Source organism: Arthrobacter sp. K410C, from assembly GCF_059090105.1.
Genome location: NZ_JBNHFJ010000010.1, coordinates 106032 through 126359, shown reverse-complemented (window position 1 = coordinate 126359; position 20328 = coordinate 106032). Strand labels below are relative to the sequence as shown.

The window sequence follows — 20328 nt, the reverse complement described above, 5'->3', positions numbered from 1 at the left end:
CCCCGCCGCTGTCCCGGCTCCGCCTACAGCCGGCGCTGCCGGAACATCGGGAACTGCCCGCGCACCCGCTCCACCGTCTCCGGCAGGACCTCAACCACCCGGACGCCGGGCTCCAGGCCAAGGTCCGCCTCGGTCACGCCCATCGGGTCCACCAGCACGCTTCGGCCCACGGAGACCGGCGGAGCCTGGCAGACGCCGGCCACGTAGACGCTGTTCTCGATGGCCCGGGCCGCGTTGAGGGCCAGCCACTGCCCGGTCTTGTGCGTGCCCGGCACCCAGGACGAGGGGACCAGCAGGACGGTGGCGCCGGCGTCGGCCAGGGCCCTGGCGAGTTCCGGGAACCGCAGGTCGTAGCAGGTCAGCAGGCCGAACCGCAGCCCGCCGGACTCAAAGACCACCGGCTCAATGGACGGGCCGGGGCTGATGAACCGGGATTCGTCGAAGCCCTGCGCGTCGAAAAGGTGGATCTTGCGGTAGGAAGCCAGCCGGCCGCCGTCGGGCCCGAACGCCACCAGGGTGTTGTAGGCCTTCCCCGGATCCTCCGCGGCTTCCACTACGCCCGCCACCAGCGCGATGCGGTGGCGGGCGGCGGTGGCGGCCAGTTCCCGGCAGACCGGGCCGTCCAGCGGCTCGGCCACCGCCGGGAACGTGGCGTCCACGATCTTCTTTTCGTAGGTGGCGTACTCCGGGAAGGCCACCAGGCCGGCGCCATCCGCGGCGGCCTGCGCGGCGAAGCTGTCGATGACCGCGAGGTTCGCCGCGATGTCCGTGCCGGATGCCAGCTGCCCGAGCGCTATCTTCACGCCTGCCCTTCCCGTTGCACTCCCGGAGGCCTGTGCTAGACCCCCGCCTCCACCGTGGCCTTCTCCGTGCTGGCCATCTCCGGCGGCGCTGCCCGGAAGCCGCGCGTGATCAGCGCCAGGACCAGCGCCCCCAGGATGAGCCAGGAGACTCCCAGCGTAATGGCGTTGCTGTCCAGCCGGGAGAGCAGGTAGGCGCAGATGACCGCGCCGACAACCGGGACCGCCACGTAGGACAGCGGGTTCAGGTTCTCCCCGGCACGCCGCCGGCGGAGGTAATGGAACACCACCGAGACGTTGACCAGCGTGAAGGCGGTGAACGCTCCGAAGTTGATGAACGACGTGGACGTGGCCACGTCCAGGAACAGTGCGATCAGGCCGACGGCGCCGGTGGCCACCAGGTTCAGCACCGGGGTGTGGAACTTCCGGTTGAGCCGACCGAAGACAGTTTTCGGCAGGACCGAGTCACGGCCCATCGCGTAGAGCAGGCGGGAGGCGCTGGCCTGCGCGGCCAGGCCCGAGGCGAACTGCGCCACCACCAGGCCGGCCAGGAACACGGCGCCGAACAGCTGCCCGCCGATCTGCAGGGCAAGGGAGCTGGCCGCTGAGGCCGAGTCCTCGAACACACCGCCCGGGTGCACCAGCTGGGTCACGTAGGAAACCGCCACGAAGATGCCGCCGCCGATCAGGGCGATGAGCATGATGGCGCGGGGCACGTTCCGGCGCGGGTTGACCGTTTCCTCGGTGAGCGTGGTGACGGCGTCGAACCCCAGGAACGAGTAGGCCGCAATAGCCGCGCCGGCCGAGATGGTGGCGAAGCTGGAGGTGTCGTTGAAGAGCGGCTGGCTGCTCACCAGTCCCCCGGCACCGGAGGTGGACACCACGTTGCCGATGGCAAGTGCCACGAAGAACACGATGACCAGCAGCTGGAAGGCCATCAGCACGTAGTTGGCCTTGTCCGCCACCTTGATACCCAGGATGTTCAGTAGCGTGGTGATCACGATGAATCCAACAATCCAGACACCGATGGGGATGCCGGGGAACTGCGCGCTCAGGTACGAGCCGCCGATCAGCCAAATGACCATGGGCAGGAACAGGTAGTCCAGCAGCACCGCCCAGCCCACCATGAACCCGACCCGGGAATCGATGGACCGGCGGACATAGGTGTAGGCGGAGCCGGCCACAGGGTAGGCCACGGCCATCCGGCCGTAGCTGTGGGCGGTGAAGAGCATAGCGGCCATCGCCACCAGGTACGCGGACGGGGTGGCGCCACCGGTGGTTTCGGCGATGAGGCCGAAGATGGCCAGGACGATCAGCGGGGTCAGGTACGCCAGGCCGAACAGCACCAGCGAGGGCAGCTTCAGCGTGCGGGTGAGGGTTGTTGTCACGGTGTTCCTTAAGGCTTGTAGGACGGCGGTGTCCAGGTGGCCGGGTTGATCCGGCCCTGATAGACGGGAAGTTCGACGGCGGCCTCGCCGTCGCGGAACTGGGACCAGGGGCGGTTGAGGTTCTCCGTGCCGTGCGTGCGGACCTGCTCGACGGCGGCCAGGTCCAGGTCCGCTGCGAGCAGCTGCGGCTGATGGTCCGGTGCCTCGGCGATAGTGTTGCCCTCCGGGTCCACGATGATGCTTCTGCCCATGCCGGTGGGGCCCGCGCAGTTGACGCTGACCATGAAGACCTGGTTCACGATGGCGTTGGCCTTGGCGAGGACCAGCTCTTGGCGGCGGTCCGGGGTGGTGGTCTTGACCACGTTCAGGATGACGTCCGCGCCCATCCACGCTAGCTGCCGGGACACCTCGGGGTACCAGGCGTCGTAGCAGATGTTCAGCCCGACGCGTCCGATGCCGGGCAGGTCCACGGTGGTGAACCGGTCGCCGGGATCGTAGGGCTCGAACGGGCGCCACGGGAAAATCTTCCGGTAGTAGCCGGCGAGCTCCCCCTCCGGGGACAGCACCAGCTGGGTGTTGAACAGTTGGCCTTCGGGCCCGCGCTCGCAGACGCTGCCTGGCACCAGCCAGATCTTCAGGTCGGCGGCGAGTTCCCGCAGCTCCTTGACGCGCGTTCCGTCCAGGGGCTCGGCCGAGTCGCGCAGGACCGCGGTGCGCTGCTGGTCCGGAAAGGAGTCACCGAAGAGGTGAAGCTCGGGGAACACCAGCATTTTGGTATGGGGCTTGGTGTCCAGGGCTGCCTGGACCTCTGCGGCGAAGGCGGATATTGGTTCGCCGATCAGCCGGGGCGGGGCCTGGGCGGCGAGGAGGGGAAGGACGCGGTGCATGGTGTTCTCCATGGAAGGGGCTGTGATCTGCACTATATTAGATCAGAATGATCAAATAAACGGAAGGGCGCAGATTTGGACCGTAAAGTAGCGGGTATGACGCCCCATGTGGAGGAGACTTCCGCCATTGGTTCATCCGCGCTCACCGGCATGGACCGCCGCAGCGCGATCGACGCGGTGCGGCTCCGGATCGGCATGGCCATCTCCCTGGGGCTGCTCAAGCCGGGCGAGCGGCTGCCGGACCAGGAGGACGTGGCACTGGGCCTCTCGGTCAGCCCCATCACCGCGCGCCGGGCACTTGCCAGCCTCGCCGAACAGGGCGTGCTGGTGCGCCGCCGGGGCCGCGGGGGCGGAACCTTCGTAGCCGACCATCCGCCGCGCGACGTCCTCGCGGAGCTTTCGGCCTCCCCGGCCGAGTCCCAGGCGGTCAACGAGCTGGTGGACCGGCGGCTGCTGTTCGAGTGCGCCGTCACCCACTACGCCGCCATCAACGCCACCGTGGAACAGCTGGACGAGCTGGAACGGCTGACCCGGGACATGGCCGCAGCAGCCAACTGGTCCGACTACCACCAGTCGGACGAGCAGTTCCACCAGCTGGTGGGATCCTCCTCGGGGCTGGGGACCGCCGTCGGGGTCTACCACGAGACCCTCGCGGAACTGTACGACTACTTCATCCCCTATCCCATCGACCTGCTGCACAAGTCCAACCAGGACCACATCGAACTCGTCAAGGCCCTCCGGAACGGCGATGTCCCGGCAGCGGTGGAGGTCTCCCGGCGGCACGTGGACATCCTGCACCGAACCATGTTCATGGGGCTGGCAGGCACGGCCGGGACGTAGCCGGGGAGGCGCGCAGGAGGACCTTGTCATGTACGTGACAGCGGTCCCGGTCCTGTAAATTTAAGGAAGGAATTTGTCCGGCCAGCAACGCCGCGTTCCACTCCCTCCCCCTTGAATGGACCCCCTTCGCATGCCTTCCGCGATGCCCGCGCCTGCCCCTGCCCGATTCCCCTATGCCGCGATGGCGGTCCTGGCCACCATCGCCTTTACGGCCATCACCACGGAGCTCCTGCCCTCCGGCCTGCTGCCGCAGATCAGCAGCGGCCTGAACGTATCCGAGCCCGTGGCCGGCTACCTTGCCGCCGCCTACGCCGCCGTCATTGTGGTCACGGTGGTTCCGGCCGCGCGGCTGCTGGCGGGGATCCCCCGGCATGCCCTGCTGGTGGGCCTGGTGGTCACGTTCGCGGCCAGCAACGCCTGGGTGGGCCTCGCCCCGGATTTTACGACGGCGATGATCGCCCGGATGGTGGGCGGACTGGCGCATGGCCTGCTCTGGACCACCATGGCGCCGTTCGTCACGAGGGTGGTTCCGGCGGACAAGGTGGGCAAGGCCCTGGCCATCGTATTCAGCGGCAACAGCCTGGGGCTGGCCATCGGCGCGCCGCTGGGCACCGCGCTCGGCGGGTTCCTCGGCTGGCGGGCCGGATTCCTGGTGCTGGCGGGATTCGGCCTGGTCCTGGCGGTCCTGGCTTTCTTCCTCCTGCCGCGGGTCCAGCGGATCTCCGACGCCGCCCGGCCCTCCATGCGCCGTGCCGTCAGCCAGCCCGGAGTGAAGGCGGTGGCCACCGCCTGGCCGCTGCTAGTCCTGGCGCACTTCGCGCTGTTCACCTACATCGCCCCGTTCGTGCGCGATGCCGGCCTGCCGGACTACGCCATCAGCCTTTCCCTGACCGTCCTCGGCGCCTCGGGCCTGCTGGGCATCTGGGTGGCGGGCCTCACCGTGGACTCGCATCCGCGGCGATCGCTGATCATCACGACGGCGGCAATCGCCGCATCGATGTTCCTGTTGCCTTTGGCTTCGGGCAACCTTCCGCTGGCCCTTGTGCTGATGACGGTCTGGGGCGCGGGACTAGGAGCAATCGGCATCTACAACCAGGCGGCCATCCTTCGCGCCGGCGGCGAGTACCAGGAGGCGGCCAACGGACTGACCGTGCTCACCATCCAGCTGGGCATCACCGTCGGTGCACTGTATGGCTCCGGCGCCGTGGTTGCCGGCGGCCCGCTGCTGGTTCCGGTTGCCGCAGCACTGCCGGTGGTGGCGGCGCTTGCCATCACCCTTGCCGGCAAGCGGCATGCCTACCCGCCGGGACCGCGGGAGCAGGTGTGGCTGGAGCCGCGGCCGGTGACGGCGGCCGCGGTGAAGGATCCCGCCTAGGCCAACACCTCCGCCGTCGCCAGCAGGATACTGCGCTGGCTCCCGTAGTGAACACGCAGGGAGCCGGCCAGATCGTGCAGCCAGCCGGGGCCAGCCGGGTTAGTGTCCAGGACACGGGGAGCCTCCAGCAGCTGCTGCGCGGCAAAGTCTGCCCGGGGCAGGACCAGTTCCCGCGGCCCGAGCCCGATGCCTGACGCCCACTGGTAGCCGTCGAGGAAGGCCGCGAGGAGCTCCGGATATTCCGGGAATCCGGGCTGCGGTCCCAGCAGGTCCCGCGCCGCCGAGGCCACATCCGCCGCAGCCGTCATTACCCTGGCTTCGTCGAAGTCGAAGCCTGTAAATCCCCTGCCGGTCCAGCGGAGGTTGTCCAGTTCGAAGTCGCCATGGCCCATCACCAGCGGCACCGCCGGACCGGCGGCCATGAGCCCGGCCAGGCGCTTCGCCGCCTCCTCCAGTTCCGGATCCGCCATCACGGACGCTGCTTCGGCCAGGGCGTCGAACGGTGCCGGCGCGTCCGGTTGAAGTGGAACGGCCAGGGGGCCCGCGGCGTCCTGGAAGGCTCCCAGCGCCGCGCCCCAAGCCGCGGCAGCACCGGCGTCGATCCCTTCAACGTCCAGCTCATCGCCGTCCACCTTGCCTGCCACGCTGGCGTACATGTCCCCGAGCGGGGTGCGCACCAGCTCCAGGGCGGCGCCTGCCAGGGAGGGGAAGGATGGCGCGACGGCGGCACCGGCAGCCGCCAGACGCGAATGGAACCGCGAGCCGCGGGCAAGTCGGCCTCCTGCAGGCTCTGTTGCCGGCGCGAACCGCGCGTAAAGGACCCCCCGGGGATCGGCTCCCGGCGGGGCAACGAACACGTGGGCCGCGGACGAACGCCAAAAGCGGAGAGTGCCCTCGGGCATGCCCCACCGCTCACCCACGGCATCGGCAACCGGCGAGCGCCATTCGTGATCTACGGTGTTCCGCAGCGATGCGATCTGGCTCAGAGGCAACATGGAGAAATCTTTACATGTCCTGGCTACAGATCTTGTCACGCGGACAGCCTCGCCAACAGCTCACCCCGGCTGCCCACTCCCACCTTCCCAAAGATCGATTTCAGGTGGTCGTGCACGGTGTGCGGGGAGATGAACAGGTGCCCGGCTATGGCAGCGCTGGAGTTGCCGGACATGAGCTCCAGGCAGACCTCCTGTTCGCGGGGCGTCAGGCCGTAGGCCGAGAGCAGCAGGGTGAGCACCTGGCGGGTGGACGCGGGCTCCACGGTCACTACCATCTGCCGGGGATCGTCGCCGGTGATCAGCCGGCTGGCCTGCAGGACCACCCAGCTGCCGCCGGCGTCCCGCATGCGGGCCCGGGCCGTGCCGGAGGGCGCGGCTTTTGCCTGGGCGACCACCGCGAACAGCACCATGCTGAACTGGCCGGGGGCGGCGTCGTCCAGGTCCTTGAGCCACGAGACCGCGGCCGGCGTCGCTGCCCGCAGCTCGCCGTGCTCACCGGCCAGGACAATCACGGGTCCATCGGGCTGCCACAGCTGGTTTCGCACCCGAGCCGCGACACGGGTGGCGGCGGCGAGCGCGGCGGTGACGGCAGCCAGGAATTCCACCTCGCGGTCGCTGAAGTCCCGGCCGCCTTCCCGGAAGAGGCTGCCCACGCCCCAGCACGATTGGTCCACCCGGAACGCTCCGCGGAGCTCGTGCACTAGGCCAATGGGACGCAGCAGGTCGTTCACCCGCACGCTGCCGGCCACCTCATGCCTGGGGGCGTCGGAGATCCGTGCCACCGGAACGGGACGCAGGGCGAGCCGGGCGAAGGTGTTGGGTTCGGTGCCCTCATATTCGGACTGGGCAAAGCGGATAGCGTACTCGTCCGTGACGGGCCAGGGCCGCCAGTTGGTCACGGAGTTCATCACCATATTTTCAGGGTCGACGCCGGCCCAGCAGGCCTGGTCGAACGGCACCGACTGCCGCACCAGCCCGAGGGCGGCGCGGTAGAGGTCCGCCAGATCCAGTCCGCCGGCAGCAAGCACCGCGATTTCCCGGCGGGCACGCTCCGCGCGCTCCTCCCACATAGGTCCAGTATCCGCCGCCGGGGACGGCCTGCAATCCCCTGTTTTGGGGATGGGACATTGCGCTGGCTGCGCCTAGCCTTCGAGCATGAACATGGTGTCCCAGGTATTCGCGGTGCTGGCGGTGGTGGTCTACGTCGGCGTGTTTCCGGTGGAGAGTTTCCTGCTGAGGCGAAAACCGTGGGCGCAGAAGTTCCTGAGCACGCCGCCGGAAAACGTCCCCGCCGTGATGATGTGGGCCATCCCCACCGGCTACAGGAACCTGGTGGTCGCGCTGGGCGTGGTTGCCGGGCTGGTGGCCGTGAACATTGGTGAACTGGTAGTGGGCTACACCCTGGTGGTCTACTGCTGCCTCAACATGGTGCTCACCGCACCCACCATGCTGCTGGCGGACCTGCAGGGACACTATCCGAAGAAATGGGAGAGCGTCCCTGGCACGCTGGCCGCCACGCTGCCGGCCCTGCTCGCCCTGGTTTTCCTGCCCCTGGGGCCATAGGCGTCCGGCACCGGGCACACGCTATTGACCGCCCCGGGGGGCCGCCAGATACTTGGAGTGCCGTTGCCAATCGCACCCGTTCAAGGTGCGTACTCCACGTTCATCCCGGCCGGATCGGTGAGGACCCGGCACTGTATCCGGCGAGGTCAGACCATGGAACAAGGCCGTTCAGAAGACCAGATCACCCAGGCACTGGAAGGGTTGCGCAGCCAGCTCAGCGGCAGCCTGCTCCAGCCCGGCGACGCCGGCTACGAGGACGCGCGCCGGGTTTGGAACGGCATGCATGACCTGCATCCCCGGGCCATTGCCCTGGCCGGTTCCGTGGCGGACATCGACCCCGTCCTGGCCGCAGCCCGCAGCACCGGCCTGGTGCTGGCGGTCCGGGGCGGCGGACACAATGTGGCCGGGCACGGCAGCGTGGAGGGCGGCCTGGTCCTGGACCTGAGCAGGCTGCGTGAGGTAGCCGTGGATCCGGTTACGCGCCTGGTCACCGTGGAGCCGGGCGCAACCCTGGCGGACGTGGACAGGGCGACGGTGGAGCACGGCCTGGCGGTCCCCATCGGGGTCATCAGCGCCACGGGCATCGCCGGGCTTACTCTCGGGGGCGGCGTCGGCTGGCTCACGCGGAGCAACGGGCTGGCGCTCGACAACCTGAACTCGGTGCACATCGTCACGGCCGCCGGCGACCACCTCCGCGCGAGTGAGCATGAAAACGCTGAGCTTTTCTGGGGAGTGCGCGGCGGCGGCGGCAATTTCGGCGTCGTTTCCTCCTTCACGTTCCGTGCCCGGCCGCTTCCCCAGCCCGTCCTGGGCGGGAACCTCTTCTATGCTCCCGAGCACTGGAAGGACGCCCTGGCCGGTTTCGAGACTTGGACCCGGGACCTGCCGGACGAGATGAACCCGATTGTCAGCTTCATCGCTTTTCCTGCGGAGTTCGGACTGGGCGACGCCGTCTGGATGGTCATCGGGTGCGCCTGGGCGGGCACCGACCACCAGCCCGGACTGGACCTCATCGATCAGTTGCGGAAACTCGCGCCGCCGGACCAGGAGGAGGTGGGCCCGGTTTCCTGGATCGAGTGGCAAAGCGCCATGGACAGCCTCTTCCCCACCGGCTCACGGGGCTACTGGAAGAACGTCTCCTTCTCCCGGTTGGACGGGGAAGTCATCGACGTGGTGGCAGGTATTGCCTCCGAGGTGCAGTGGCGGGGCACCGGGATCGACATCCACCTCCTGGGCGGAGCCTTCAGCCGGGTCCCGGAGGAGTCCACCGCCTACCCCAACAGGTCCTCGAGGTTCCTGCTGAACGTCTACGGCTTCTGGTCCGACGCGGACGACGACGTACGCCTCACCGAGTTTGCGCGGCAGGCACACGCACGGATGCAGCCCTTCGCGGAACAGGGTGAATACCTGAATTTCCTGGGCGGCGAAACCCGCCAGGACCCGCACGCCGCACGCCTGACCTACGGTGCGGACAAGTACGACAACCTCATCGGCCTCAAGCAGCGGTACGACCCCGGCAACCTCTTCAGCCGAAACCACAACATCCAGCCCCGCCAGCCGTCCACCGCCCCGTAGTGAGGCCCCGCCGCGGACGGGAAGAGCAATGGGACCTCTTGATATGTGACTATTTGGTCACCTATGATGAAGGCATGGACGACGTGTTCAAAGCACTCGCCGACCCCACCCGCCGGGACCTCCTGGATGAGCTGTTCCGGGAGGATGGCCAAACCCTGAGCGCACTTGAGGCACGGTTCGCCATGACCCGGTTCGGGATCGCCAAGCACCTCCGCCTGCTGGAGGATGCGGGCCTGGTGGTGACCCGCCGTCGGGGACGGGAAAAGCTGCACTTCCTGAACCCGGTACCCATCCGCCTGGTCCACGACCGTTGGGTGAGCAAATACGCAGAACCATGGGCCGCTGGCCTCAGCGACCTCAAATCCAGATTGGAAAGTCCCATGGAAAAGATCTTCGAGATTTATATCAAGACCACACCCGAGCGGCTGTGGGAAGCCATCACGGACAGCGACATCCGCAGCAAGTACCAGTTCGGGAACACCATTGAGTCAGACTGGACGCCGGGCGGTCGCTTTGTGATGAACAACGTCAAGGCTGACGCACCGCTGGGTGAAGGCGAAAACCTGGAAGTGGACCCGCCCCGCCGGCTCGTCCAGACCATGCGGGCGCTGTGGGGCGAGGACGTCAAGGCCGAGGGGACCTCCAAGATCACGTGGGAGATCGAACCCGTGGGCGACTCATGCCGGCTGACCGTCACCCACAGCGACCTCCGCGAAGGCGCCAACGAGCAGCTCTACGGCGGCTGGCCGATGATCCTGTCCGGCCTGAAGACCTGGCTGGAAACGGGACAGAAGCTCACCACGCCCGGCTCGCTGATGTACACCTAGGGCTCGACGACGGCGGCGTTCCGGTACGGCAGCCGCTACTTTCGCAGGGACGCGGCGGGCTCAGGTCCGCCGCGTGCCGTCCCACCTGCGCTGGCGCAGCTTCCGGCTGGCCACCAGGGAGCCGCCCATGAACAGCACGCCCAGGACCACCGCGGCCACCCCAACATAGAACCAGCCGCCCCGGGTGAAGATCATCAGCGCAACACCGATGATGCCCAATCCCTTGGCGGCGATATCCAGGTACAGCTGAACCTTCGGAGAGTCCATACGTCCACGATAATCCCGGCGTGCTAGTCCCTGAGGCTTCTGTCCAGGAACGAGAGGGTCCGGTTCCATGCGTCGGCCGCAGCTTCGGCGTTGTAGGTGTACCTGTTGGTGTCATTGAAGAAGGCATGGCCCGTCTCCGGATACACCACGGTTTCAAAATCCACGCCCGCTGCCGCCATCCGCCGCTTCAGCCCGGGCAGCTCCTCCATCAGGGCAGTATCCTTCCCCCCGTAGAACGCCAGGACCGGACAGGCGATGGCTCCGAGCTCCCGCGTCTTTGAACTCGGCGTGGCCGTAGAAGGGAACGGCCGCACGCAGCCTGGGTTCGGCTGCGGCCAGGGAAAAGGTGTAGGTCCCGCCCAGGCAGAAGCCCGTCGCGGCAACTCGGCCGGCCAGTCCCGGCACACCATCCAGGTGGTCGAAACAGGTCCGGAGGCCGGCAACGGCGTGCTTGGCATATTCCGGCGAGCGCATTGGCGCCATGTGCTTCCGCATCCGGGGCTGCGCGTTGCTGCGCTGTTCGGGGTCGAACACCGCTTTTTGAAGCTCCCCGCTCAGGTCCGGCACGCCCCCGGCTCCGGACAGCAGGTCCGGCGCGACAACCAGGTAGCCTTCCTCGGCATAGCGGTCCGCGACGTCCTTGATGTGGTCCACCAGGCCCCACACCTCATGCACCACCACCAGACCGCCCTTGGGTGTTCCAGGGGGCTCAGCAACATAGGCCTGCACCGAGGTTGCGGCGTTTACCAGAGTCATCATGTTTCCCATGGGGCCAGCATGGCACGGCGTCCAAACGCTTCCTAGGGGTGGTGCTGGGCCTCCCGCTCCCGCCACAGCAGGCTCAGGCAGAACGTCACTACGCACAGGACCAGCATGGCGAGCACCATCCGCGCCCAGCTTTCCTGGTCCACCCCGCCGGCCGCGAAGACGCCGATCATCACGGTGGCGGTAATGGCGCCCACGTACCGGCACGTCTGGTAAATGCCCGCCGCCACTCCCCGCTCCTGCGGCCGGGTGGACACGAACATGCCCTGGTTGGAGGCAATCCCCACCGTCCCGTAGGGCACGCCCATGAGGGCGGTCATCACCACCACCAGCGGTATGGCAAGGCTGCCGGTCAGCAGCCACATCAGCCCGGCCGCAGCGGTCAGCAGGACGACGCCGGCAAGCAGGACTCGCCGTACCCCGAACTTTCCCATCGCCTTGACCGCCCACGGCGTGGCTACCACGGACATCCCGGCCAGCGGCAGCATCAGCAGGCCCACAACGCCGGGATCGTAGCCGCCGGCTTCCTGCAGTAGCTGCGGCAGGCCAAAGAAGACGAAGTAGTAGACGCTGCTGAACACCGCGAACGCCAGGTACACCAGCATCAGCGGCCGGTTCCGCCCCAGCAGGCGAAGGTCCAGGAAGGGCCGGGTGAAGTGGAGCTCGCGCCAGGCGAAGACGGCAGCGATCACTGTTCCCGCGCCCAGCATCCACCAGCGGTAGCCGGGCAGCACATTGAGCGCGGCCATCATCACCAGCATCAGCGCGGCCACGAACGCCAGGATCCCGGGGATGTCGGAGTCCCGCAACAGCTCGGCCACGCTCCCCCGCTCCCTGGCCTCGTCCGGCGGAGCCGCCTGCCGGACGACTAGCAGCGCGGCCAGCGCGAGCGGAACGTTGACCAGGAACAGTGCTTCCCAGCCCACCAGGCTGACCAGCAGCCCGCCCACAACGGGCCCGACGGCGGCAGCGGACGTGTTTGCCATCTGCAGCCGTCCCAGCGGGCGGGCCGGTTCCATTCCGGCACGGTGCGCGATGGCACCCACCATCACCACGGCGCTTGGGTAGGCGGTGGCTGTGCCGAGCGCCATCACCGCCCGGGCAACGCAGAGGAGCGCGAAATTCGGGGCGAACGGTGCCAGGGCACAGGTGACGGCCACCAGGGCCATGCCCAGCATGAACATCCGGCGCGGTCCGAACCGGTCCGCCAGCCTCCCCATTACCGGCTGGCCCGCCGCGGAGGCGAGGTAGAAGGACGTGACCACCCAGGTGACGGCGGCGACGTCGAGCCCGAAATCGGCGCGGAGCACCACGAGGGCCACGGCGATCATGGAGGAGTTGAGGGGGTTCAGTGCCGTGCCCAGGCTGAGGCCGGCGACGGCCAGGGCAGTCCGGGGGTTGTTGCTCACGGTGACAGTCTGGTGCAAGGTGCGGCCGGGAAGCGACTTTGGCTGCCTGGAGCGTCCTCCCGGTCCCGGGGCTGTTACTTCCCGGCCGGGGTCAGCGGGAACAGGGCGTCCTCCACCGCGCCGGCCAGCTCCCGGATGAGCTCCGCCTGTTCCGGTTCCTCGAAGCCTTCGGGGTTCTCCGTGTAGACCACCAGTGCGAGGGTGGAACCCCGGTAGGTCAGGAGCGCTGCGTCATGGAGTTCCCCGTCCATTTCCCCGTATTTGTGCTGCACCTCGATGCCGGCGCGGGAGCCGGCGGGGATAAGGTCGTCGTTGTTGGTGTCTTTCATGTATCCGAGCAGCTCCGCCGTGTTGGCTTCGTTGAGCAGCTCCCCCGAATGCAGCTTCTTAAGGACCAGAGCCATGTCTGCGGCGGTCAGCAGGTTCTGTTCCGGATCGTAGCTGACGCCGATGGAGGCCGCGTAGTCGATCAGCCGGGGGTAGCCCACGGCGTCCATCAGCAGCAGCCACGAATCGTTGTTGCTCTGGTTCACCATGGCTTCCATCTGGAAGGCGGCGTCGTAATCCCCCATCGGGTCATCCAAGCTGGCTTCCCCAGTTTCGACCAGATGGTAGAAGGCTGCCGCGGTGATCAGCTTGGCGGTGCTGGCGGCCGTGAACACGCCGGTATCACCGAACGTCAATTCGGCATCTCCCGAGACGTCCGCCAGCGCGACTCCCACCCGGTAATCGCCGGCCTCTTGGAGGAGGGACTCAACCTTGTCCTGCAGCGAGTCAGGGGCGGCAGCCACCGGCTCGGCCGGGACCGGGGCGGCGGCCGTGGGCGCAGCGGTCCCGCCGAATGGCTCGGACCGGACCACGGCCAGGGCGATAGTGGCCACGAGGACCAGCGCGACGGCGCACAACAGGAGCGCCGCCTTCCTCCGTCCGTGGCGGACGGGGCGAACTTCCTGTTCTACCCGAGGCTCTACTGGGTGCACCGGCATACGGGCTCCTGTCACAACTCAACGATCCGGGCATCACGCCCCAGCACGCGATGTGATGCCGATTAGATCACCAGTTGTTGGGAGCCGGCTGATAGCCCGCCGGAGTGTCGTGGCCCCTGGGCGGGGACGCGCATAATCACCACCGACGCGATGGGTGTCGTGGCGCTGCCGCTACCGGGCGCGGGCGGCCAGCGCCGTGTCCAGGAATTCAAGGTGCGCAGGCTTCACCGCCACCACGCTGCCGGCGTATTCGGGGTGCTTGGCCAGGAACTTCTTGATGAACGGGCACACCGGGACGATGCCCGTGCCGGCAGCGACCGTGTCATCCAGGGCCGCCGTGGCCAGCCGGCCGGCCAGGCCCTGTCCGCCATACTCCTCGTTAACAACTGTGTGGTAGAAGATCCGCTGCGGCGACCCGCCGCCGTCGTACGCCTTATACGCAGCCTTCCCGATCACGTTCCCGGCGTCGAGGATCTCGAAACGTTCGCGCTCAGCGTTGTGGCGGACGGTGATGTCACTCAAGGGGATCTCCTTCGATGCGGTGCGGCCTCTGGACAGCGTAACCCGGTGGGCCGCGTCTCTATTTCCGCACTGGGGGCCTGCACCCGGTGACTTCCGTTCCAAAGCCTTGTAGTGTCGGCACCGGACAGCAATACCGGCACATTTCGATGGCAAGGAGCGGACCATGACAGTCAACGACGACGAGGCACAGGTACTGGACCAGTGGAGCAACCGGCTGGCGCAGGCCCTCCAGATACTGGACATGAAAGTGGACCACGAGCTGCTCCTGGACCTCGCCCGCAAGTCCGCGGACAACGTCATCCACGCGGCGGCGCCGGTCACCACGTTCCTGGTCGGCTATGCTGCCGGGCTGGACGCCGGGACGGGCAGCGCCGGAACCAGGGAGGCCTCGGCGGCTGCCGTGGAAAAGGCCGCCCGGACCGCTTTCCAGCTGTGCGAGGACGGGCGCGACGGCGGTCCCGCCAGCCGCGGCTGGGCGGACACGGCCCAGTAACAGGCGACATCCCCGCCTGATGGACGACTCCCCGCCGAATGCCATGGGGAAAAGTCTCTAAGACGGGGACATGTTGATCCGGTGCTGCCCGCGGCCAGCACATTAGCCCCAGGCGGTGGGCTCCTCCTCCAGCACGGGTACGGGTTCAAGCCGGACGATGACGGCTTTCGACGCCGGCGTCTGGCTTCCCTCCGCCACGCTTTCCAGCGGCACCAGCACGTTCGCCTCCGGATAATATGCCGCCGCACAGCCGCGGGCCGAGGGGTAGGAGACCACGCGGTAGTTCCGCAGCACCCGGTCCACTCCGTCGGAGTACACGCCGTGAATGTCCACGTGTTGCCCGTCGGACAGCCCCAGCTCCGTCAGGTCTACGGGGTTCACGAACACCACCTCGCGGCCCTTCTTGATACCGCGGTACCGGTCGTTGTGGCCGTAAATGGTTGTGTTGAACTGGTCGTGCGAGCGCATGGTCTGCAGGATCAGGGTTCCCGGAGGCCGCTCCACGTACTCCAGCTCGTTGACAGTGAACATGGCCTTGCCCGTGGGCGTGTTGAAGGTCCGCGAGTCGCGGGGCCCGTTGGGCAGGATGAACCCGCCTTCCTGCCGGATCTTCCGGTTGTAGTCCTCGCAGCCGTTCACCACATGGGATATGTGGTCCCGGATCAGGTCGTAGTTCTTTTCAAAGCCGGCCCAGTCTGCCGAGGTCCGGTCACCCAGCGTGGCCGCGGCGAGCCGGCAGACGATGGCCACTTCGGACAGCAGCCCCGGTGCCACCGGCTCCACGGTGCCGTGCGAGGCATGGACTGCGCACACGGTGTCCTCCACGGAGACGAACTGCGGCCCGGACTCCTGCCGGTCGATCTCCGTCCGGCCCAGTGTGGGCAGGATCAGGGCCTCGGCCCCCGTCACTCCATGTGAGTGGTTGAGCTTAGTGGAAATCTGGACAGACAGCTCCGTCTTTTCCATCGCCTCCTCCGCGGCACGGGTGTCCGAGATGGCCCCCACGAAATTGCCGCCGAGCGCAATGAAAGCCTTGATGCCGCCGTCGCGCATTGCCCGGACCGTTTGGACGGCGTCGAGTCCATGGTCGCGCGGGGGCTCGAAATCGAACTCCTGCCCCAGCGCGTCCAGGAAGGCGGGCGGCATCTGCTCCCAGATCCCCATGGTCCTGTCGCCCTGGACATTACTGTGCCCACGGATTGGCGAGGCGCCGGCGCCCGGCTTGCCCATGTTGCCGCGGAGCAGGAGCAGGTTGATCATCTCCTTGATGGTGGCCACGCCCTTTTTCTGCTGCGTGATGCCCATGGCCCAGGTGATGATCACCCGGTCAGCTGCGATATACCGGGCCGCCAGTTCCTCGATCTCCTCCAGGCGGAGCCCGGTGGCTTCCAGTACCGTGGCGTCGTCCAGCCGGGCAAGGTGGGCCCGCAGCTCCGCCAGCCCGTCGCAGTGTTCTTCGAGGAATTTGTGGTCCAGCACCGTCCCGGGATGGGCGTCTTCGGCCTCGAGCACTCGCTTGGAAATGGCCTGCAGCAGCGCCATGTCGCCCCCGATCCGCACCTGCAGGAACTGGTCCGCCAGGTCCGTGCCGTGCCCGATGATGCCCTTCACCTTCTGCGGGTTCTTGTACCGCATCAGGCCGGCCTCCGGCAGCGGATTGACCGCCACGATCTTGCAGCCGGCTTCCTTGGCTTCCTCCAGGGCTGTGAGCATCCGCGGATGGTTGGTGCCCGGGTTCTGCCCCATGACGATGATGAGGTCCGCCTTGGCAAAGTCGTCGTAGGACACCGTTGCCTTGCCCACGCCGATGGTCTGGCCCATGCCCCAGCCGGAGGACTCGTGGCACATGTTGGAGCAGTCCGGCAGGTTGTTGGTTCCGTACGCGCGGATGAACAGCTGGTAGAGGAAGGCGGCCTCGTTGGAGGTACGGCCGCTGGTGTAGAACGCGGCCTGGTTGGGGTCGGGGAGCGACTTCAGCTTGCCGGCGATGATGCTGAACGCCTGCTCCCAGCTGACCGGCCGGTAGTGGTCCTCCCCCGCCGGCTTGTACACCGGCTCGGTGAGGCGGCCCTGCATGCCCAGCCAGTACTCGGACCGTTCCCGCAGCTCGCTGACCGGATGCTCTGCCCAGAACTCGGACCCGATGACCATCGGCGTTGCCTCCCAGGTCACCGCCTTGGCCCCGTTCTCGCAGAACTCGAACATCTTGCGGTGGCCAGGGTCCGGCCACGCGCAGCTCATGCAGTCGAACCCGTCCTTCTGGTTCAGCGCCAGCAGGGTTTTCCGCGACCGCTCCACGCCCATGTGCTTGAGCGCCGGTTGCATGGAGTAGTAGACGCCGGGCACCCCGGCAGCCCAGGTTTTGGGGTGGCCGGTCACTTCGAGTTCAGACTCGTCGGCTTCTTCGACCTTTGGGTTCTTGCGCGTCACGCTGCACACTCCTCGGCTGATTCCTGGTCCCCATTGCCTTCGGCATCCGCCGGCGGACCAGCTTCCTCCACAGTTGTTCGTCCCGCCGAGGAAGTCAAGGGATGGACGACGGCGGCCCGCGGCTGGCGTAGGCTGGTTCCCACGGCTGAAGCAAGCGGCCGCGGGACCCACTGCGCGGAGCTGCCTTTCATGTCCGACGATTCTGCCCTCGCCGCCCTCGCGGCGTCTTCGTTCTCCCTGCCCGGGCTGCGGGACGGCCAGCTGGCCGGTATCAGCGCCCTGGCTGCGGGCCGCGACGTCCTGGCCGTGATGCCCACCGGATACGGGAAGTCCGCCATCTACCAGGTGGCAGCGCAGCATCTGCACCACACGACGGGACGTCCCGCCGTGGTGGTGTCACCCCTGATCGCACTGCAGGAGGACCAGCAGGATGGCCTGGCCGGTGATCTGGGCGCCGGGGCCGCCGTCGCCATCAATTCCTCGCACAGCGATGCCGAGGTGGCAGCCGCCTGGCAGGCTGTCGAGTCAGGGGAAGCCACCTTCGTGTTCCTCGCCCCCGAGCAGCTGGCCAAGGGGGAGACGGTGGACCGCCTGGCCGCCCTGGACATCTCCCTGTTCGTGGTGGACGAGGCACACTGCGTTTCCTCCTGGGGCCACGACTTCCGCCCCGATTACCTTGGCCTTGGCAGCGTCCGTGAACGGCTGGGCAGCCCGCCCGTGGCGGCACTCACTGCCACCGCGGCTCCGCCCGTCCGTGACGAGATTGTGGCCCGGCTGGAAATGCGGGACCCGCTGGTGCTGGTGCACGGTTTTGACCGGCCCAACATTTCCCTGGACGTGGTCCGGCACCAGGAGGACAAGGGCAAGCGGAAGGCCGTGCTGGAGCAAGTCGCCGGGTTCGCAAGGGACGGGCAGGGGCTGCTCTACGCCGCCACCCGGAAGGACACCGAGAAGTACGCCGCCAAGCTTGCCGGGCTCGGGCTGCGCAGCGAGGCGTACCACGCGGGCAGGACGGCCGCGGACCGGGAGCGGATCCACGAGCAGTTCCTCCAAGACGGGCTGGATGTTGTGGTGGCCACCACCGCCTTCGGGATGGGCATCGATAAAGCGAACGTCCGCTTTGTGGTCCACGCGGACATTCCGGAGGCACTGGATGCCTACTACCAGGAGATCGGCCGGGCCGGGCGGGACGGGGAGCCTGCCGAAGCCGTGCTGCATTACCGGTCCGAGGACCTGGGACTGCGGAAGTTCTTCACCACCAGCTCCCCTGACCCCGAACGGCTCATGGCGCTGCTGAACGTCCTCAAGGCCGCGCACGCGCCCACGCCGAAGTCATCCCTTGCCGAGCTGACCGGGTTTCCCGCCCGCCGGGTCACCGGGCTGCTCAACCAGCTCGAGGAGGCGGGCGCCGTCACCATCGGCAAGCGGGGCGTCCGGCTGGACTCCAAAGCCAAGCTGCCCGCCCTGGTGGACCGCGCCGTCGAACTCGCCGAGGCCCGGCAGCGGGTGGAGCAGTCCCGCCTCACCATGATGCGCGCCTATGCGGAGACGGACGGCTGCCGGCGGCAGTTCCTGCTGGGCTACTTCGGTGAGGACCTGCCCGAGCCCTGCGGGAACTGCGATGGCTGCACCGCGGCGGCCGGCCGGGAGGAGGCGGCAGAAGCTGCGCACGACGGCGGCGGACCAGACAGGAAGGCACAGGCAGGCAAAAAGGACGCGCCAAAGAAGAAGGGCCCGTCAGGGAAGAAGGCGCAGGCAGCCAAAAAGCCGGGCGCGAAGAAGCAAGCCGATGATCCCTTCCCGCTCCAGTCCACCGTGGTGCACAAGGAATGGGGATCCGGCCTGGTCATGCGGCACGAGGATGACGTCATCACCGTCCTGTTCGAACAGGAGGGGTACAAGACGTTGTCGCGTTCCGCCGTCGTAAAGCATGAACTGCTCAAGCCCGCGTAGGCTTGAAGGAGACTGACGACGAAAGGCCTGCCGCGTGGAAATACCCTCCATAGTCTGGATCCTGACCATCGCAGGAATCGTTGGCCTGCTGGCCTTCGACTTCTTCTTCCATGTGCGGAAGGCCCACACGCCGTCCCTCAGGGAAGCCGCCGTCTGGTCCGCCATCTATGTGGGCATCGCGGTGCTTTTCGGGCTCGCTGTGCTCCTGTTTGGCGGGCCGACCATGGGAACCGAGTACTTTGCCGGCTACATCACGGAGAAGGCACTGTCCGTGGACAACCTCTTTGTATTCCTCATCATCATGGCCAGCTTCAGGGTGCCCCGGGCAGACCAGCAGAAGGTGCTGCTGTTCGGCATTATCTTCTCGCTGATCGCCCGCACGGGTTTCATCCTCCTTGGAGCTGCGCTGATCAACAGTTTCGCCTGGGTGTTCTATATCTTCGGACTGATCCTGCTCATCACCGCCGGCAACCTGCTCCGGCCGGAAGGCCACGACCAACACTCCGAAGGCCTGGTGGTCCGGCTCGCCAGGAAGTACCTCCCGGCGTCGGCCCACTACGACGGCGACAAGCTCTTCACCATGGAGAACGGCAAACGGGTCCTCACCCCGATGCTCCTGGTGATGGTGGCTATCGGCGGCACGGACATCCTGTTTGCCCTCGATTCCATTCCGGCCATCTTCGGTCTCACCCAGAACGTGTTCATTGTCTTCACCGCCACGGCGTTCTCCCTGATGGGCCTGCGGCAGCTGTACTTCCTGATTGACGGCCTGCTGGACCGGCTGATCTTCCTCTCTTACGGCCTCGCGGTGATCCTGGGATTCATCGGCGTCAAGCTGATCCTGCACGCGCTGCACGAAAACACCCTCCCGTTCGTCAATGACGGCGAACACGTCAGCGTGGTGGAAGTAAGCACCGAGGTTTCGCTCAGCGTGATCCTAGGCGTCCTGCTGGTTACGGTACTGGCGTCCGTCTTCAGTCCGAAGGGCAAAGCCAAGAACGCCGTATCCGGGGCCAAGCGCCACGCCATCGAGTACCTGGACCTCAACTACGAGACTGACATGGTGGAGCGGGACAAGCTCTTCGCGAAGATGTGCCGCGAGGAGGACCAGATCCGCAAGCTCCCGGAGAAGTACAAGAGGCTGATCCGCAACGAAACCGAGTTCCTGGAACTGCTCCGGAACGCCCACGACGAACACGACAAGGCCCAGGTCCGGGCGGACGCCAAGGGCTGACCGCTTAATTGTCGGGCCC

18 protein-coding genes and 1 pseudogene are annotated in these 20328 nt (G+C 67.2%); 8 read left to right on the top strand and 11 right to left on the bottom strand.

What is annotated here, in order from left to right:
• Positions 1–23 precede the first annotated feature (23 nt).
• From AC5RU7_RS14935 to AC5RU7_RS14925, 3 genes are read right to left on the bottom strand one after another with little or no spacing between them, the layout of a single operon-like run.
• Complete coding sequence (locus tag AC5RU7_RS14935) at positions 24–803, bottom strand: carbon-nitrogen hydrolase family protein (RefSeq protein ID WP_494052886.1); 780 nt, start codon at positions 801–803, stop codon at positions 24–26.
• 35 nt (positions 804–838) lie between these two features.
• Complete coding sequence (locus AC5RU7_RS14930) at positions 839–2188, bottom strand: APC family permease (protein ID WP_494052885.1); 1350 nt, start codon at positions 2186–2188, stop codon at positions 839–841.
• A gap of 8 nt (positions 2189–2196) precedes the next feature.
• Complete coding sequence (locus tag AC5RU7_RS14925; protein ID WP_494052884.1) at positions 2197–3108, bottom strand: carbon-nitrogen hydrolase family protein; 912 nt, start codon at positions 3106–3108, stop codon at positions 2197–2199.
• Positions 3109–3171: 63 nt separating this feature from the next.
• Between AC5RU7_RS14925 and AC5RU7_RS14920 the strand changes: the two genes are divergently transcribed.
• Together AC5RU7_RS14920 and AC5RU7_RS14915 are read left to right on the top strand one after the other, a co-directional pair.
• Positions 3172–3915 (top strand): FadR/GntR family transcriptional regulator, encoded by a 744-nt coding sequence (locus tag AC5RU7_RS14920; RefSeq protein ID WP_494052883.1) that lies wholly within the window; start codon positions 3172–3174, stop codon positions 3913–3915.
• A gap of 130 nt (positions 3916–4045) precedes the next feature.
• Positions 4046–5290, top strand: a complete 1245-nt coding sequence (locus tag AC5RU7_RS14915; RefSeq protein WP_494052882.1) for an MFS transporter — start codon at positions 4046–4048, stop codon at positions 5288–5290.
• Here the strand turns inward: AC5RU7_RS14915 and AC5RU7_RS14910 are convergent.
• Both AC5RU7_RS14910 and AC5RU7_RS14905 read right to left on the bottom strand, forming a co-directional pair.
• Entirely contained in the window at positions 5287–6285 is a 999-nt protein-coding gene (locus AC5RU7_RS14910) for a phosphotransferase (protein WP_494052881.1), read from the bottom strand. The two genes, AC5RU7_RS14915 and AC5RU7_RS14910, sit on opposite strands and share 4 nt — an antisense overlap.
• A gap of 35 nt (positions 6286–6320) precedes the next feature.
• On the bottom strand, positions 6321–7355 hold the full coding sequence (locus AC5RU7_RS14905) for a helix-turn-helix transcriptional regulator (protein WP_494052880.1): 1035 nt from the start codon (positions 7353–7355) through the stop codon (positions 6321–6323).
• 85 nt (positions 7356–7440) lie between these two features.
• Here AC5RU7_RS14905 and AC5RU7_RS14900 point away from each other — a divergent pair, with 85 nt between their 5' ends.
• The 3 genes from AC5RU7_RS14900 to AC5RU7_RS14890 all read left to right on the top strand — a co-directional run bounded on the left by AC5RU7_RS14900 (position 7441) and on the right by AC5RU7_RS14890 (position 10250).
• Entirely contained in the window at positions 7441–7848 is a 408-nt protein-coding gene (locus AC5RU7_RS14900; RefSeq protein ID WP_494052879.1) for a DUF1304 family protein, read from the top strand.
• A 153-nt stretch (positions 7849–8001) separates the two neighbouring features.
• On the top strand, positions 8002–9423 hold the full coding sequence (locus tag AC5RU7_RS14895) for an FAD-binding oxidoreductase (RefSeq protein ID WP_494052878.1): 1422 nt from the start codon (positions 8002–8004) through the stop codon (positions 9421–9423).
• A gap of 74 nt (positions 9424–9497) precedes the next feature.
• Complete coding sequence (locus tag AC5RU7_RS14890; protein ID WP_494052877.1) at positions 9498–10250, top strand: ArsR/SmtB family transcription factor; 753 nt, start codon at positions 9498–9500, stop codon at positions 10248–10250.
• Between the two features lie 60 nt (positions 10251–10310).
• On the opposite strand, the gene AC5RU7_RS14885 is transcribed toward AC5RU7_RS14890, so the two are convergent.
• The 5 genes and pseudogenes from AC5RU7_RS14885 to AC5RU7_RS14865 form a co-directional block, all read right to left on the bottom strand.
• The gene (locus AC5RU7_RS14885) at positions 10311–10517 is read right to left on the bottom strand and encodes a hypothetical protein (RefSeq protein WP_494011624.1); all 207 of its coding nucleotides are present in this window, start codon (positions 10515–10517) and stop codon (positions 10311–10313) included.
• Between the two features lie 23 nt (positions 10518–10540).
• Positions 10541–11273 (bottom strand): annotated as a pseudogene (locus AC5RU7_RS14880) (dienelactone hydrolase family protein).
• Positions 11274–11317: 44 nt separating this feature from the next.
• Complete coding sequence (locus AC5RU7_RS14875) at positions 11318–12691, bottom strand: MFS transporter (protein WP_494052876.1); 1374 nt, start codon at positions 12689–12691, stop codon at positions 11318–11320.
• 74 nt (positions 12692–12765) lie between these two features.
• Entirely contained in the window at positions 12766–13596 is an 831-nt protein-coding gene (locus AC5RU7_RS14870) for a serine hydrolase (protein ID WP_494052875.1), read from the bottom strand.
• 252 nt (positions 13597–13848) lie between these two features.
• Complete coding sequence (locus AC5RU7_RS14865; RefSeq protein WP_494052874.1) at positions 13849–14199, bottom strand: GNAT family N-acetyltransferase; 351 nt, start codon at positions 14197–14199, stop codon at positions 13849–13851.
• Between the two features lie 163 nt (positions 14200–14362).
• On the opposite strand from AC5RU7_RS14865, the gene AC5RU7_RS14860 reads away from it, so the two are divergent.
• Complete coding sequence (locus AC5RU7_RS14860) at positions 14363–14692, top strand: DUF6457 domain-containing protein (protein WP_494052873.1); 330 nt, start codon at positions 14363–14365, stop codon at positions 14690–14692.
• 102 nt (positions 14693–14794) lie between these two features.
• On the opposite strand, the gene AC5RU7_RS14855 is transcribed toward AC5RU7_RS14860, so the two are convergent.
• Entirely contained in the window at positions 14795–17122 is a 2328-nt protein-coding gene (locus AC5RU7_RS14855; RefSeq protein ID WP_494052872.1) for an FdhF/YdeP family oxidoreductase, read from the bottom strand.
• A 189-nt stretch (positions 17123–17311) separates the two neighbouring features.
• On the opposite strand from AC5RU7_RS14855, the gene AC5RU7_RS14850 reads away from it, so the two are divergent.
• Positions 17312–19075, top strand: coding sequence for a RecQ family ATP-dependent DNA helicase (locus tag AC5RU7_RS14850; protein ID WP_494052871.1), 1764 nt, complete (start codon positions 17312–17314; stop codon positions 19073–19075).
• A 34-nt stretch (positions 19076–19109) separates the two neighbouring features.
• Positions 19110–20309, top strand: coding sequence for a TerC family protein (locus AC5RU7_RS14845; RefSeq protein WP_494052870.1), 1200 nt, complete (start codon positions 19110–19112; stop codon positions 20307–20309).
• Positions 20310–20328: the final 19 nt, after the last annotated feature.